This window comes from Citrobacter sp. LUTT5 (assembly GCF_009905315.1).
Lineage (GTDB): Bacteria > Pseudomonadota > Gammaproteobacteria > Enterobacterales > Enterobacteriaceae > Citrobacter > Citrobacter freundii.
Genome location: NZ_CP047606.1, coordinates 1,530,608 through 1,546,845 on the forward strand (window position 1 = coordinate 1,530,608; position 16,238 = coordinate 1,546,845).

16 protein-coding genes are annotated in these 16,238 nt (G+C 44.3%); 2 read left to right on the forward strand and 14 right to left on the reverse strand.

Annotation, left to right across the window (positions count from 1 at the left end; translation table 11 throughout):
• Positions 1-10: 10 nt before the first annotated feature.
• From GUC46_RS07200 to hdeA, 8 genes are all read right to left on the reverse strand, one after another.
• Positions 11-712 carry an urease accessory protein UreF gene (locus GUC46_RS07200; RefSeq protein ID WP_044714090.1) on the reverse strand — a complete coding sequence of 234 codons (702 nt, stop codon included), beginning with the start codon at positions 710-712 and terminating at the stop codon, positions 11-13.
• 19 nt (positions 713-731) lie between these two features.
• On the reverse strand, positions 732-1,295 hold the full coding sequence (ureE, locus tag GUC46_RS07205; RefSeq protein ID WP_044714088.1) for an urease accessory protein UreE: 564 nt from the start codon (positions 1,293-1,295) through the stop codon (positions 732-734).
• Between the two features lie 13 nt (positions 1,296-1,308).
• Positions 1,309-3,027, reverse strand: a complete 1,719-nt coding sequence (locus GUC46_RS07210; protein ID WP_160179986.1) for an urease subunit alpha — start codon at positions 3,025-3,027, stop codon at positions 1,309-1,311.
• 9 nt (positions 3,028-3,036) lie between these two features.
• Positions 3,037-3,465 (reverse strand): urease subunit beta, encoded by a 429-nt coding sequence (locus GUC46_RS07215; protein ID WP_044714084.1) that lies wholly within the window; start codon positions 3,463-3,465, stop codon positions 3,037-3,039.
• An 18-nt stretch (positions 3,466-3,483) separates the two neighbouring features.
• On the reverse strand, positions 3,484-3,786 hold the full coding sequence (locus GUC46_RS07220; protein WP_044714083.1) for an urease subunit gamma: 303 nt from the start codon (positions 3,784-3,786) through the stop codon (positions 3,484-3,486).
• 3 nt (positions 3,787-3,789) lie between these two features.
• Positions 3,790-5,049, reverse strand: a complete 1,260-nt coding sequence (locus GUC46_RS07225; RefSeq protein WP_003845046.1) for an ammonium transporter — start codon at positions 5,047-5,049, stop codon at positions 3,790-3,792.
• Positions 5,050-5,144: 95 nt separating this feature from the next.
• A complete protein-coding gene (gene hdeB, locus GUC46_RS07230; RefSeq protein WP_371419216.1) occupies positions 5,145-5,390 on the reverse strand; it encodes an acid-activated periplasmic chaperone HdeB in 246 nt (81 codons plus the stop codon).
• 154 nt (positions 5,391-5,544) lie between these two features.
• Positions 5,545-5,859 carry an acid-activated periplasmic chaperone HdeA gene (gene hdeA, locus GUC46_RS07235; RefSeq protein WP_003845048.1) on the reverse strand — a complete coding sequence of 105 codons (315 nt, stop codon included), beginning with the start codon at positions 5,857-5,859 and terminating at the stop codon, positions 5,545-5,547.
• A 262-nt stretch (positions 5,860-6,121) separates the two neighbouring features.
• Here hdeA and GUC46_RS07240 point away from each other — a divergent pair, with 262 nt between their 5' ends.
• Positions 6,122-6,691, forward strand: a complete 570-nt coding sequence (locus tag GUC46_RS07240; RefSeq protein WP_003845049.1) for an HdeD family acid-resistance protein — start codon at positions 6,122-6,124, stop codon at positions 6,689-6,691.
• Between the two features lie 214 nt (positions 6,692-6,905).
• Here the strand turns inward: GUC46_RS07240 and GUC46_RS07245 are convergent, their stop codons facing one another.
• The 6 genes from GUC46_RS07245 to GUC46_RS07270 all read right to left on the reverse strand — a co-directional run bounded on the left by GUC46_RS07245 (position 6,906) and on the right by GUC46_RS07270 (position 13,709).
• Positions 6,906-10,025, reverse strand: a complete 3,120-nt coding sequence (locus GUC46_RS07245) for an efflux RND transporter permease subunit (RefSeq protein WP_160179988.1) — start codon at positions 10,023-10,025, stop codon at positions 6,906-6,908.
• Positions 10,026-10,049: 24 nt separating this feature from the next.
• Positions 10,050-11,204: an efflux RND transporter periplasmic adaptor subunit gene (locus tag GUC46_RS07250; protein ID WP_080975634.1), complete on the reverse strand. Its 1,155-nt coding sequence runs from the start codon at positions 11,202-11,204 to the stop codon at positions 10,050-10,052.
• A 36-nt stretch (positions 11,205-11,240) separates the two neighbouring features.
• The gene (crcB, locus tag GUC46_RS07255; RefSeq protein WP_160179990.1) at positions 11,241-11,630 is read right to left on the reverse strand and encodes a fluoride efflux transporter CrcB; all 390 of its coding nucleotides are present in this window, start codon (positions 11,628-11,630) and stop codon (positions 11,241-11,243) included.
• 48 nt (positions 11,631-11,678) lie between these two features.
• Positions 11,679-12,209 carry a hypothetical protein gene (locus GUC46_RS07260; protein ID WP_003845053.1) on the reverse strand — a complete coding sequence of 177 codons (531 nt, stop codon included), beginning with the start codon at positions 12,207-12,209 and terminating at the stop codon, positions 11,679-11,681.
• A 528-nt stretch (positions 12,210-12,737) separates the two neighbouring features.
• Positions 12,738-13,331 (reverse strand): Slp family lipoprotein, encoded by a 594-nt coding sequence (locus tag GUC46_RS07265; RefSeq protein ID WP_003845054.1) that lies wholly within the window; start codon positions 13,329-13,331, stop codon positions 12,738-12,740.
• A 123-nt stretch (positions 13,332-13,454) separates the two neighbouring features.
• Entirely contained in the window at positions 13,455-13,709 is a 255-nt protein-coding gene (locus tag GUC46_RS07270) for a DUF1471 domain-containing protein (RefSeq protein WP_044714077.1), read from the reverse strand.
• 519 nt (positions 13,710-14,228) lie between these two features.
• Between GUC46_RS07270 and GUC46_RS07275 the strand changes: the two genes are divergently transcribed.
• Positions 14,229-16,127, forward strand: a complete 1,899-nt coding sequence (locus GUC46_RS07275) for a methyl-accepting chemotaxis protein (RefSeq protein ID WP_049002112.1) — start codon at positions 14,229-14,231, stop codon at positions 16,125-16,127.
• Positions 16,128-16,238: the final 111 nt, after the last annotated feature.

Sequence of the window (16,238 nt, forward strand, 5' to 3'; positions counted from 1 at the left end):
CTAACCTCAGTTAATTCATAAACAAACGTACATGGGCATCGACATGAACAGCTGCCAGAATGTCGATCATCGGTGAAAAAGAAGACATTTCTTCCGGTCGGGTGTTGAGCGCCATTTCAGCGTAATCAGGAAAAAGTGACGTGACTTCGGCCAGAATTTTTTGGCTATCCAGATGTGTGATCCGCATCAGTCTTTGCGCGGCACTGAGAATGGTCATTGCTACGCCATAAAAATGCATGGCCAGCATCGCATCTTCATCAAGATCTAAATGGCTCATGAGTAGCCCATGGGAAACAGGGTAGGTGCCAACAACCGTTCCCTGGCGAATTTGCTCGAGCCACCAGTTAAATACCGGATCAGGGTAAATAGCGGCTGAAAGTTCAGTTATTTTTTTTCCCATTCTTTGGGTCATCAGTCTGGGTTCTGGAGATAATTTTCTACTGATCAAATCATTATCAATTGAGATAAGCTCATTTAACCTGTTACTGCGGCAGGCGCGCATGGTTTGTATTTGCGCGACAGCATCGCACTTTGCGGCCTGCAATAGGGCGGTACAGACATACTGCTTCAGGGTTTGCCGATTGTAGACAATGCCGCAAGATATGGCAGATTCAACTCCACAGGAAAAAGTAAATGCCCCGACAGGAAGGACTGAATCGCCAAATTGTAGTATCCGAGCGATATTAAGTAACCTATGTGAGCTCTCTGACATGATTGCCAACCTTATTACGTTAGTGGTCAATGTGTACGTGCGTATGCGCTTCTTCTGTGCCACCAAAAAGAAGTCGGGATTCAGACGGTGTTAAGAGCGGGATGACTTTTTCACCTTCCGTAAAATAGTATTGCCCTTCAATGTAACCATGAGATTTCATGACTGAAGCCAACATTTTGTCGGCTACAACAATAGGAATAAAAACACAGTATCCTTTTATGACGGCTTTCCAGTGCTGATTTCCTAAAGCGTGACCTAGTTCAAACGCTCGGGTGAGAAGGTCAGTGATTTTTTCTACGCCAAATAATCCAAGATCGACAACCATTACGCGCCGTAGCTGTATTTTTACCGTAAGTAAATATCGCTTGGCTTGATCATATAAAAGAATATCACCATCATTTAGGCGGATATGACGGTCAAGCGATAAACCGATATCGTAGCCGAATTGACTTTTTTTCCGGCAACGGCTTTTCTGTGCTTCCCATTGTTCAAGAACCAGTACATCGTGTTTAATTCCTTCAGCGGAGAGATCAAGCTCGCCACGGGAATTTATATTTCCGAGGGTTTTTTCGATTAAATACATAACAGCTTTCCTTTTAACCAAAGAAATATTTTTGATTCATAACAGCAGTTTGAATGGGCTGGCAGGTTGCATGCACACCATCAACCTTTACGGCAAATGTTTCTGGGTTCACATCAATGTGTGGGGTTGCATTGTTTCTGATAAGGTCATGTTTGCTAATGCTACGACAGTTATTAACTGCAACCACCTGTCTCTCAAGCCCGGCTTTTTCTTTAACACCATCCTCAAGGGCAGCCTGTGATACGAAGGTAATGCAGGTATCCTGCAACGTTTTTCCCATAGCACCAAACATAGGGCGATAGAAGACGGGCTGAGGAGTTGGCAGAGAAGCGTTAGGATCACCCATTAAGGACCAGTTAATCATCCCCCCTTTAATAATAAGTTTCGGCTTGGCCCCAAAAAATTGAGGTTCCCAGAGTACAAGGTCAGCCATCTTACCCACTTCAACAGAACCAAGAATATGGCTAACACCTTGTGTAATGGCAGGGTTGATCGTAATTTTGGCAACGTATCGAAGAACACGGAAATTGTCGTTATTCGGATTGTCTTCCGGTAATTTCCCGCGAGCGACTTTCATCGCATGCGCAGTTTGCACCAGACGCAGCCAGTTTTCTCCTACGCGACCCATTGCCTGAGAATCGCTGGAGAACATGGATATAACACCCATATCATGCAGAATGTTTTCTGCTGCAATCGTTTCAGGACGAACGCGGCTTTCTGCAAATGAAACATCGGCAGCAACGTTAGGATTCAGGTTGTGGCACACCATAATCATATCGAACAGTTCTGCCTGGCTGTTAATACCAAAAGGTAACGTTGGATTGGTCGAACTTGGCAGAACGTTTGGTTGGCTGGCGACCTTAATAATATCCGGAGCATGACCACCGCCAGCGCCTTCTGTATGAAAGGTGTGAATTGTCCGTCCTTCAAAGGCCGCAATCGTATTTTCAACATATCCGGCTTCATTGAGGCTGTCAGTATGTACGGAGACCTGAATATCCATATCATCGGCGGTGCGAAGTGCGTGGCGGAGCGAGTTTGGTGTGGCACCCCAGTCCTCATGCACTTTCAGCCCAACGGCACCGGCAATAATTTGCTCCTGCAGGGGAGCTTTACTGTAGGCATTGCCTTTGCCCAGTAGGCCAATGTTGACTGGAATACCTTCCCATGCACGTAGCATGGCACGCATATTCTTTGGTCCAGCGGTCACAGTGGTACCATTTGTACCATCAGTTGGCCCAATTCCTCCACCGAAGAAGGTGGTGATACCGTTAGACAATGCGGCATATGCTTGCTGAGGGGAGATCAGATGAATATGAGAGTCGATACCTGCCGCAGTCAGAATCAAGTGCTCACCAGAAATAGCGTCGGTACTAAGCCCGACCGTCATCCCTGGCGTGACGCCAGACATAATTGCTGGGTTGCCGCTTTTACCAATGCCCGATATCAATCCATCCTTAATACCAACATCTGCTTTAATAACCCCTAGTTTGGCATCAACTATCGTGACATTGGTAATAACTAGATCGAGAACGCCCTGGTCGCGGGAACACTGATTATTAGCACCCATACCATCGCGTAATGATTTTCCGCCGCCATAAACCGATTCGTCACCATAACCGCGTAGATCTTGTTCGATTTCAATATATAAATCAGTTTCACCTAAACGAATTCTATCACCGATCGTTGGACCAAACAGGCTGGCATATTCCTTTCTGGATATTGTTGGCATAATAGGTCCTCAGCTAGGATTAGTAGGCATTTTGAAACCGGCTTGCCGGGCGTTATCAATGAGTGATTTTAACTTCGTGGGATCGTTGATCACTTCAGCGAGCTGTTCACCGGTCATGTCGACAAGGTTATTAAAACCAAAAATATCGTTATTACCGCTATAGGGGATAAGTTCTATTTCTATCTCATCACCGGGTTCAAAGCGTATGGCTGTTGTGGCGGTAATATTTAAGCGTTTACCCAGTGCGCTTTCGCGATCAAACTCCAGTTCTTTATTAACTTCAAAGAAATGAAAATGTGATCCTACCTGGACCGGTCGATCCCCTGTATTCTTGACACGTACTTTGGTTACAGGTTTCTCGGTATTAAATGAAATAGGGGAGGCTCCCAGAACGTAGCCACCATAGGGTACATTTTCTGCTTCTTTGTTCTGCGACATAGTCTATTTCTCCCGCTCTTAACGAATAGGGTCGTGCACGGTTACCAGTCTGCTGCCATCGGTAAAAATAGCCTCAACCTGTATTTGTGGGATAAGGTCAGCGACGCCTTCCATAACGTCGTCTTTAGTCAAAACATCTCTTGATTTATTCATGACGGTTTCCAGATCATTTCCTTCTCTGGCACTTTCCATGGCAGTTGACGCAATAATAGAAACGGCTTCCGGATAATTTAACTTAATTCCTTTTTCTTTCCGGCTTTGCGCCACGTTGGCAAGTGAGTAAATCATGATTTTCTCTATTTCTCTGGGGCTAAGTTTCATAAATTACTCCTTACCTGAAAGGGTATAGGCATCTTCGCCAAACGCTGAATAATCAGGAGATTGGCGGGCGTCATTGGTCGAAATTCGCACTGGGGTGAATTTGTTAATTATCCACAAGATTAGAAGGGTAAAGATAAAAGACCATATGCTGGTAATAAGCACAGCGGCGAGTTGTTTTGCAACTTGCAAAATGCCACCACCTTCCAGCAAACCTGAAGGTCCTTTGCTATTCCATGCCTGTGATGCGAAAACACCAAGCAGGATTGAGCCTGTAATTCCTCCCATACCATGTACGCCAAAAACGTCCAGTGCATCATCAACATACTTTTTAACGAACAGTGCGCAGTAGTAGCAGACAAAACCGGCAATAATGCCAATTAATGCGGCAGATTGAATTGAAACATACCCCGCAGCAGGGGTTATGGTGGCAAGGCCTGCGACAGCTCCTGTCAGAAAGCCAACAAACTTTGGTTTACCGGTATGCATTTTCTCAATGAGTAGCCATGTCGCACCGGCAAAAGCAGCTGCAATGTCGGTGGTGACAAATGCAGAAACAGTAATTGTGTTAACCTGTAATTCAGAGCCTGCGTTAAACCCATACCAGCCAAACCACAGTAATCCCGCCCCCAGAGCAATATAAGGAATGTTGTGGCTACCATCGGGTTGAATGACTCGACGCCCGACGTATAAAGCGGAAGCAAGCGCAGCGAATCCTGCTGTCGCGTGGACAACAATACCACCGGCAAAATCAACTACTCCCCATTTAGCCATCACGCCCTGCGGGCTCCAGACCATATGCACAAACGGGCAGTAAACGAATAATGTCCAAAGGGTAATAAAAATCAGGTACGCCTTGAATTTTACCCGTCCGACAAAAGCGCCAGTAATAAGGGCCGGAGTGATAATGGCGAACATCATCTGGTAGACGAAATGTACCAGGATTGGGATCCCTGCCTCATTGCCGGTGAATAGCGTGTTCGCATTGATATTTTGTAAAAACGCATAATGAAGCGGATTGCCAATAATGCCATTGAGGCTGGGACCGAAGGCCAGGGAATAACCCACAGCAAACCATAATATGGCTACCCAGCTCATAGAGACAAAACTCTGAAACATAATGGTGAGTATGCCTTTACGCTGGACTAACCCCCCGTAAAAAAAAGCGAGTCCCGGTGTCATTAACATGACCAGACTGGTGCATAACAGCATAAATGCTGTATTCGCTGGATCCAGTATTTGAAATTGTACAGGTAATATTCCCATATACCCTGTGCCCCTTGCTTAAGGTTTATAAAAAGATGTAACTTGGCTATTTTCCATACGAAAGATAAATTACTACTTAATTTATTAATGGATAATTACTTGTCTTTGAATGAATATAATTTTGATTGTGGGTTGCGTTTACAATATTCAATGACTTGCGGGATGCTGGTAAGGTCTGTTTCATTCAGAGAAACAGAATCACCACCCTTATAAACCGTTTCTTCATTGAGCATCCACCATGCAACTGGAAGCATGGCCTTAGGATTCAGATTGATAAACTCCTGACAGGTCATTTTATCAGGACTGTTGTCTGCCGCATGCGTAACAGGGACGTTTAGCATAAATAAGGATAACAGGGGAGTAAGTGTGATAAGTACGCGTTTCATATATAACCTCATAGTGTCTTTAGTACAATTAATTTACTGAAGCGGGAACTGTTGGGGTACAGTTCTCGCTTCAGTGATATCAATAAAAAAATTACTGGTGTTGGTTTAATTACAGATCTTTTTTGATTTTGTCCCACTCACTGTCAGCTTTTTTCTTAAAATTGGCTTTTTTATCCTGCATACATGCCTGCACCAGTGCAGGGGTCACTGTTTCAATCCCTTTAACATCCAGTACCGCGTCTTCTGGTTTGTCCTTTTTATTCAACGCTTCGGCAAAGCCAACCACTGTGGGTTGGAATGTGGTATCTGTGGCAAGAAAATCTTCACACGTCCATTGACTGACGGGTTTGTGATTTTCTGCCGCCTGACCCAGAGCAGGGATCATGAGTAGGGAGCCAACGATCATGCTTAATGTTTTATTCATCTAACGTACCTCGTGTATCAATTAATATCTATGGGTGAAAAGTCTGATTGCGACATTAAATATATATCCTGGAACAGCGTGGATGTCATATTTTGAATTGAATGGGGTTTTTAATATGTCCAATATTCTCTTTTGTTATTAGATAGTTGTAAGGCGTTTAAGAAGAAATCATCGGACTATATTATTAATGACGTAGTATTTATTGATGATATTTAGAATAAATTAATGTTGTCAGTAGTACTCTGACTAACAGGAGAAGCAAATGTTAAATGTAACACGAGATATTCTATCTAAGCTTGACGATGATGTGCTGGTCAAACAGCGGCGGTTTCTTAAGTTCTTGGCATGCCTGATGTTCTTGGGTGGGGTGCTTTTTATCCTATTCCCTTATGTGTCTGGAGGCGTGCTCAGTATCATTGTCGGTGGGATTTTGATGTGCAGTGGTGTAGCGTTAGCAGTGGGTATGTTTAAAAACAGGGTGCATAATTTTTGGCCAGTTGTTTCTGGGGTAGTCGTCAGTATTGCATATTTTTTGATGGGGTATTTTTTTATTACTGCACCTGAATTGGGTGTTTTTGCTATCGCAACTTTTTTGGCATGTCTATTTTGTTTAGGTGGAATTATCCGACTGACCAACTTTTTTAAGCACAGAAAAGAGAAAAAGGTATGGTTACAGGGTGTTATCGGTATATTGGATCTCTTTATCGCATGGTGTTTTATTACTGCCACTCCGCAGGCATCAATTTATATGGTGTCAATGGTGACGGGAATTGAGCTTATGCTGAGTGGTATTAGTTGCGCATATATTGCTAATCAGTTTCGTAAAACCTGAAACTAAGTAGTTAGTTGTTACTATTATCTGGCCCCGATAGCGGGGTCATTACATTAAAAAAACTGCCCTCGCGGGCAGTTAAAATCGGAAGCATACCAAATGTTTTCTCAGGGGATCAGTCTGCACTGATACCCGTATTATCGTAAACACTCTTGCGATATGTTGCAAAACTTCCGGCGCTTGTTTTTAATAAATAAATCCTAACTAATATTGTTTATTTTCTTATCGCTATTTTTGTAAAAAAGCGATGTACAACAATAAAGAACACGGGGACAAAGAATATCGCCAGGATAGTTGCGGCGATCATACCGCCCATCACGCCTGTGCCTACTGCGTTTTGTGCGCCTGAACCCGCGCCGTTGCTAATGACTAATGGAAGCACACCAAGAATGAATGCCAAAGAGGTCATCAGAATCGGTCTTAAGCGCATTCTGGCTGCGTCTAATGTCGCTTCAATATCGCTTTTACCCTGTTTTTGCATAATTTCAACGGCAAATTCTACAATCAAAATCGCGTTTTTAGCCGATAACCCAATTGTTGTCAGTAGACCAACCTGAAAGTAGACATCGTTGGATAACCCACGCAACCAGGTCGCTGATAAGGCGCCAACAACGCCAAGTGGAACAACCAGCATTACGGCAAAGGGAATTGACCAGCTTTCATAGAGTGCTGCCAGACACAGAAAAACAACGATGATTGAAATAAGGTATAGCATAGGGGCCTGGTCTGTGGATAAACGCTCCTGATACGACATTCCTGTCCAGTCATATCCGATGCCAGCAGGCAGTTTTTCGATGAGTGAGACCATAAATGCCATTGCATCTCCGGTGCTTTTTCCCGGTGCGGCTTCGCCAAGAATCTCCATTGAAGGAGAGCCGTTATAGCGTTCAAGACGCGGTGAACCATAAGTCCAATCTGTATAGGCAAATGCGCTAAACGGTACCATGTCCCCAGAAGCGTTACGGACATACCAGCTATCAATACTTTCCGGAAGCATGCGATAAGGAATGGCTGCCTGTACGAAGACCTTTTTGACGCGTCCATTATCCAGGAAGTCATTAACGTAGCTGCTACCAAACGCGGTTGAGATCGTCTGATTTATATCGTTGAGAGATACGCCCATAGATTCTGCTTTTGCCGCATTGACATGCACCCGAAACATGGGCGTATCTTCCAGTCCATTGGGGCGAACGCCGACCACCTGTTCGGGATGCTGTTTTGCCATTCCGAGGAGCTGATTTCTTGCCTGAGTGAGCTTTTGGTGACCCAGATTGGCTTTATCTATAAGTTCCAGATCAAAACCTGAGGCCGTGCCAAGTTCCGGGACGGCGGGTAAATTGAAGGGATAAACAATAGCCTGATTTATTGTAGCCAGACCTCTGGTGGCACGTTGAATGATCGCATTAATACCATCGGCACTTGCCGTGCGTTCAGACCAGGGTTTCAGGCTTACAAAGGCCAACCCGTTGTTCTGACCTTGCCCGCTAAATCCAAAACCGCTGACAGTAAAAACTGATTCCACATTACTTTTTTCTTGCGTCAGGTAATAGTGGCTGACGTCTTCAAGTACTTTATTAGTTTTCACCAGCGTAGCACCCGGTGGCAACTGGGCCATGGTCAGCAATACGCCCTGATCCTCCTCAGGTAAAAATGAGGTCGGAATGCGTAGAAACAGTAGCACCATGGCAATAATGATCAGTAAATACAGAATCATATATCGAGAAGTGACTCGCAGAATCTTGCGCGTACTGTCGCTGTAATGCTGGGTAAAACGCTCAAAGTGCTGGTTAAACAGTGTGAAAAAACGAGGTGCAGAATGGGAGGTATCATGATGCGCTGGTTTGAGCAGCGTGGCACATAATGCGGGCGTTAACGATAATGCGGTTAATAAAGAAAGCGCCATGGCGGCGACAATCGTTACCGAGAATTGCCGGTATATCTCTCCGGTTGAACCGCCCAGTAACGCCATCGGTACAAATACAGCCGACAGGACCAGCACAATCCCCACCAGCGCCCCTTGTATTTGTGACATTGATTTATGCGTAGCCTCTTTGGGCGAAAGGTGCTCTTCTGCAATCACGCGCTCAACATTTTCCACCACCACAATAGCATCATCAACGAGCAGACCAATGGCCAGGACAAGGCCAAACATTGTCAGAGTATTGATGGTAAAGCCAGCAACGGAGAGAACGGCAAATGTGCCTAATATGACAACCGGGACTGCTATTGTTGGAATAAGTGTTGCCCGAAAATTTTGTAAGAATAAATACATAACAATGAAAACTAAAACAATGGCCTCAACCAGCGTTTTAACGACTTCTTGTATGGATATCTTAATGAAGGGCGTGGTGTCATAGGGATAGACGGTTTTGAGACCTGGCGGGAACCAGGGCGAAAGTCGGGCTATTTCTTCTTTGACTAACTTTGCGGTATCCAGGGCATTGGCACCTGTGGCCAACTTAATCGCAATCCCTGCTGCAGGGTTCCCGTTGTATTTTGCTACAGTGCCATAACTTTCAGCACCCAGTTCAATGTGAGCAACGTCGTTCAATGTAACGTGTGAGCCATCTTGTTGAACTTTCAGTAGAATATTTCCAAACTCCTGTGTGTTTTGTAATCGAGTCTGGACGATAATTGAAGCATTCAACTGCTGGTTATTTGCCTGAGGTGCACCACCTAACTGTCCTCCCGATATTTGATTATTCTGTATTTTGACTTTCTGAATAACATCCTGAGGGACAAGCTGATATTGGTTGAGTTTGACCGGATCAAGCCAAATTCGCATGGCATGCTGTGAACCAAATAGTTGAATGCTGCCCACCCCTGCGATTCTGCTAAGCGGATCTTTGATATTGGACGCAACATAGTCGGCAATATCGTACTGGCTAAGCGCCCCATCCTCTGAAATAAATGCGGCAACCAGTAAAATATTGCTGCTGGCTTTATCAACACTAATACCTTGCTGTTGTACTTGCTGCGGTAATGACGGCATCGCCAACTGTAATTTATTCTGCACCTGTACCTGAGCGATATCCGGGTTGGTCCCCGACTCGAACGTGAGGGTCAGGGCGGCATTGCCAGAGGCGTCGCTGGTTGAGGACATATACATTAATCCATCCAGACCATTCATATTCTGTTCAATAATCTGCGTCACCGAGTTTTGTACAGTCTGTGCATCGGCTCCTGGGTATGATGCGCTGATAGTTACCGCCGGTGGGGCAATGTTGGGGTATTGAGCAATGGGCAACTGAGTAATAGCAATGACGCCGCTTAGCATCATGATAATAGCAAGAACCCAGGCGAAGACCGGGCGCTCAATAAAAAAATTAGCCATAGAAAAAACTCCTGTTACCCGGCCTTACTGAGGTAAAGGGGGATTTGAATCTAAAGGGGAGGGGAGAGCATGAGCTTTAATGCCAGGCCGAATCTGTTGGAGCCCAGAAATAATGACCCTATCGCCAGGGTGCAAACCGGAAGTCACCAGCCACTTATCTCCTATTGCTTTAGTGGCAATAATTTCACGCGACTGGACAATGTTTTCCGGATCAAGAATAAGCGTTGTTGCTTTGCCGCTGGCATTGCGAGTTACCGCTTCTTGTGGAACCAACAATACATTGCGCTGGATACCCTCACTGAGCACGGCAGTGACGTACATGCCAGGTAATAGCGTGTTATCTGGATTAGGAAAAATTGCTCTGAGCGTAACAGACCCCGTTGTTTCATCCACTGTGAGGTCGGAAAACTGCAATTTCCCTGTGTGAGCATATTGCTTACCGTTATCAAACTCTAATATGGCCGTTGCCTGGCCCTGGCTTTGCTCTATTATGCCTTGCTCCATGTCTGTTTTTAGCCGGAGAAAATCATTGGCGGACTGGGTAACATCCACGTATATAGGATCAAGACGTTGAACTGTGACCAGTGCTTGCCCCTGATTGGCGGTGACAAGTGCGCCGATGGTGACAGTTGACTTGCCGCTTAATCCACTCAGCGGCGAGGTGACGCTGGCATAGTTCAGGTTGATTCTGGCGCTTTCAACCGCCGCTTTCGCCACTTGCAGGTTTGCCTGCGCTTCCTTCGCGTTAGTCTGGGCCTCGTCGTAGTCTTGTTGGCTGACATAATGTGATTTAAGCAATGACGTAAAACGATTCAACGTTAAGCGGCTGTTATCTGCTGCTGATTGAGCCTTAGCCAGACTTCCCTTCGCCCGATCCAGTTCTACCAGTAAAGGGGCAGGGTCAATCTGGTACAGCGGTTCTCCGGCATTAACCGTGCTGCCTTCTTTAAACTGACGGCTGAGAATAATCCCCCCAACCTGCGGGCGTATCTCAGCAACTTCATAAGGTACAATTCGCCCGGGTAATTTACTGGTGATATTCACGGATTCTTCTTTAAGCGTAATAATACCGACATCCGGTATCACGGTATGTGGTGGGGCATTCTTACTATCATCACACCCCACAACGAATAGAATATTAACCAGGCCAATTACCGCAAATTTTCTTTTTATCTGCATTATATCCCTCACATATAAGTTACGAAGGTTTACGGTTCATCGGTACCAATAGATAATAAATGACGCAATTAAGAAGCCGGTATACACGGCGAGTAAGGAGAACAGCACGTGAACCGCGATTTCAGTACCGGCCCAAATGTAATCTTCGTTTTGCAAATGCGAAAATACCTCCTCTGAAAAAGTAGAAAATGTCGATAAACCACCACATAGCCCTGTGGTGACCATCAGCTTCACTGCCGGAGAAAATGATGTTAGTCGGGTAAAAAAAACTGTAGCAAATCCAATAATGAATCCGGCAATTATATTTGCAACGAGCGTTCCGGGGGGTAATAAAGGGAATAGTGCATTCAATCGCAGGGAAATGCCCCAACGTAAAGCACTACCGACACCACCACCAACCATAATGGCAATTAAAGATGCGAGCATAAAACCTTCTTTTCTAATGGATGTTTTTGAATGTCAATCACTTGTATGCTAAAAATAAGGTGATATCTTCAAGGTAACAAGATCGCTTATTCTTCTAAGTTTTAGCTTGAGCATGATATTAAATTTTTGAATGCGCATTGTTTGCTCTGAAATGTTCAGGGACTGCGTAATTTCATGTATGTTATGTTGGTTAATTATGGAGTTGACAAGTTTAAGTTGGTTGTGCGAGAGTGCCACGTTAGGTTTTTGATATGAAATTTTTTCATCTATGATGAGGGAGAGTAAATTTAATATCTGCTCTTTTCTGCTTACGAACAGTAAAGGCGACTGGCTTTTTAATTTGCTAATGTGAAAGGGGGCCAGGATGATGATCCTTTCAACATTGATGTCATTGAGTAGCTTGACCGTAATTTCATCAATAATATTATTATGATAAGTGTCAATAATGATTTTTACATTGTGATCAAGATCATTAAAGTTAATGTCTGAAAGTTGATTGATTTTGATGGTTTTTTCCTTTTCCTGTAGGTTAAAAACACCCTGGAAAAGGAAAAAATCCTTTGTGATAATGAAAATCATAAAAATGCTCCTTTGGTGCAGATGTCTAGTTATAATGTTTGTAGAAAACAGAGTTTTAACATTGGTGATCGAGTTTGATATGTAGGGGTAATTATCCCGTGTTATGCTTAGATAATAATATAAACATAATCTATTTTTATAATTTATCCAGAGATGTACCTATATAATAATCCTAAGTAAAATTCTTAATCCTGCAAAATATATGGTTTTTTGTTTTTAGTATAAGAATAATCTGGTATTACAAATACTCCTTAGGTATTACTATGAGATATTATGTTTTATCTTATCCAGATTAATTTATATAAGAGTAACTTGTTGTGTATCTGCCAGAGTATTAGGATTACTATGTCACTTGTATTGGTGACAAACTCGAGACTCCTTTACAGACTTTTGCTGGCGATGGATTCGCCAGCTTTTTTTATTCATCTTTAACAAGATAATTAACGGATGATTACTGATAATGCCCGGAAACGTGGGCCATCCAGGCATTGAATGGAGACGAGGTTATGAAGGGGGAGGTACCGAAACTTAAGGAGATAGCGTCTTTTCCACTTGCAGCGGCGGATCGTACCATCCCCAGCCAGGATACATCATACCATTCCAGTCGGCAGGCCAAACGGGTCCAATACCGTAATCAAAACCCGGTGCTGGCATAATACGTGTTTCTTCCTGCCATACCTGATACCCAAGAATATTCATTGTAACAAATGGGTAACTGGAATTACCGACCCGACCAGAACGGCTCCCGGTCAGGTTACCCAAAACGGTAACGTAGTGATTGCGGAAATTAACAGGGTCGAGAAAAGTTGAACTCCGGGCTAATAATCGTCCTTGATATGGTGTCCCGATTTCTGGTTTCGCATTATAATTAAGCGGTAGTACCGCTATTTCGAGCAACGTTTCATGCGGTTGGTTAACGACATTGATAACCAGTCCACCCAGTCGCGCTTGCTGTCCTACATAGAGATTGGGAGTTTGCTTCAGTTTTAGAAAATCTTTCTGCAGGTCTGGTTGGCCATTACCTTTAATTGATGAAGGAATGGAGGCACAACCTGATAGCAAGAGTGTCATCGCGGAGAAGGCGATATACGTCAGTTTTCCAGAGATATAAATTCTGGGCATATTATCTCCTTAAATATATTCAACGAAAAACAATAATTACATGCAATTACTTGACTCTCCTGTTTAGGGAGGGTCAAGTAATCATGGCGGTGCAGATTGGTAATGATTTATTTCTATTATGGTTTATTTATAAATATCAGCATTGATCGTTTTGTGTTCCGATTGCCCTTCAATTGAGGTAATTACATAGTATTTGCCACCCTTTTCATCCACCTTTTTGCTGAGCCCGTCATCTGTCATTGTAAAGCCGTCTTCAGTTACACTAAGTTCTCCTATTTTTGTATATTTGCTGGCTTGCTCTGGTGAGATTTGTTCAGCGGCATATGCTGAAAATGCTAATGTTGAACCTAACAATGCAATAATGCTGAGTTTTTTCATAAGTTTATTCTCTTATAGATTAGTGATAAGCAATAATTATGTTAGATAACTTATTTTTTAATTCAATATAAATGTTGTTCGGATTTATCAGTAGTAATTCATTATGCTAATAATTATTTGATTTGAATGTGTTTTTCTCTTGTTGAATATTTAATATAATAATCTTAATGCAGAATGATAATAGCACTTTGCAAAGTGTATTGTGTATTGCATCAATTAAATTACTGCTCTTTTGATCATTGTTTAAGGGAACACGAGATAAACCGGATGTCTGTGCCTGTATCGAACGGATAAACGCGCAACAAGAATAAAATAATAATCTATATTATTCAAAAAGATGAAATATAAGTTTGAATTACTGTGATTGGGCAAACATTAATTCTGAGTAATATAGCCCAATAGAGGTATTCTGGTGAATATTAGGCCTAAAAACAATCACTTGTCTCATGGGGGATTTTAAAGAGAGGCTGTTTGATGCCGATAACCATGGTGAAAATATGGTTAATGGAGGGAAGTGGCATGTGGTGGGTTTATCGAATGCCGATGAAAATGAAGTTAATAATCGCACTACAACCACTATTGCTGGCGTTGTGTTGGTTTGCAGGTTCAGGAATATTGGCGCGTATAGAAACAGAACGACAGATGGAGAATATTGCCCAACTGACAGCGCTCGCACGCAGTGCCGGAAATGTGGTGCATGAACTGCAAAAAGAACGGGGAATGAGTGTCGGATTTCTGGGGGCTGCAGGGACTACGTTCAAAGATGAGTTAAACGCGCAGCGGGCTTTGACCGATCGCGAGATCGAGGTATTCGTGCGCTCGTTGTCCGATACTGAATTACCGGAAGGGGATGTTGCTACCTCTGTCGCTGCGTTTAAGAAAAACATTCTTTCGCTCGCCACCATCCGGGAAAATGTCACGCAGTTGGGGCTTCCAGCCGCAGATGTGGTCAAGTTTTACACCAACGTCATTGCTGATGTGCTGAGTTTTGTCGGTAAGTTGGGGCAGTTGACGGATTCTGGCGAAATGGCAAACGCATTCGCCGCCTACTACAATCTGCTGAATTTGAAAGAACAAGCGGGTATTGAACGGGCACTGTTATCAAATATCTTTTCCTCCGGTCATTTCGCCGACGGACAGTTACATCAGCTCAGTGATGTCGTCAGTAAACAGAACGTCTGGCTGGCACAATCGTTGCGCCTGAGCTCGCCTGAACAGGCGGCCATGTTGAAAAATCGCTTACAATCTGCAGAAGCGTCAAAAGCCCTCTCATTTCGTGAAACCGCGTTTAATCATGTCGAGAACGGTGGATTTGGTGTCGATCCTACTACCTGGTTCAAAGTACAAACCCAGCGTATTGAAGTGATGCGGCAGATAGAAAATGTGACGGCGAATCTTCTGTTGGCGAATGCAGAAAAACTCGCGCAGGATGCACGAAAAAACTGGCAAATATATATGGTCGTCAGCTTGTTAGCGCTACTGGCATCATTGACCTTCGCTGGAGCCATCGCAATCAATATGCATCGACAATTCAGCGACACGCTGCGCAAGATTGCGGGGATGAATGGCGATCTGACTCAACGTCTGGCGACGCCGGGTAAAGATGAGCTTTCCTCACTTAATCGTGCCTATAACACGATGCTGGAAAGTATTCAGCATATCGTACAGGAGATTAAACAAGGCGCCGTGGTTTTGTCCGATGCCAGCAGCAGTATTACGGTGGGAAATCAGGATTTGGCTCAACGTACAGATGAACAGGCTGCATCAATAGTACAAGCCGTGGCCAGTATGGAGCAGCTATCAACTGCGATTACGCAAACAGCGGATAATGCCCGCGAAGCGGAGCATCTGACAATCAGGTTGGAAAAAGAGGTCCGACAGGCCAGTAACGTTGCCACTGCGGCGAACCAGAGTATGGGGGATATTCGCGCTTCCAGTGAGAAAATATCGAATATTGTGACCTCAATTGATGATATCTCGTTTCAGACTAACTTACTGGCGCTGAATGCGGCAGTGGAAGCTGCGCGGGCAGGAGAGATGGGCAGGGGGTTTGCGGTTGTGGCCAGTGAAGTGCGGAATCTTTCCCAGCGTTGCGCCAAAGAAGCTAACCAGATCCGCGAGCTGGTTGCGCAGAACATGGTTAAAATTAGTGAGGGCGTTGAGCGGGTCACGGCATCAGCTACCGCGCTGGAAGCGGCAGCGGACAATACCACCAGTATGAAGCAATATATTGCGGATATCGCGCGCGTGGCGACAGAACAGTCGCAAGGGGTAACCCAGATAAACCAGGCTCTGCGACCGATGGAGCAGGTTACGCAGCAAAATGCGGCGCTGGTTTCTCAGGCCGCGAGCGACAGCCAGCGGCTGGACAATCTGTCGGTCACCATGAAGGGGCTGGTCAATCGTTTTGTTGTCTGACATGACGCCGCTGTACCGATCCGGTAAACGCGCCGGATCGGTCAGTTGTCGTCATCTTAGTGTGATGGTATGAAGCAAATATTGGGTGGGTTAAGCAAAGATTCCTGACAT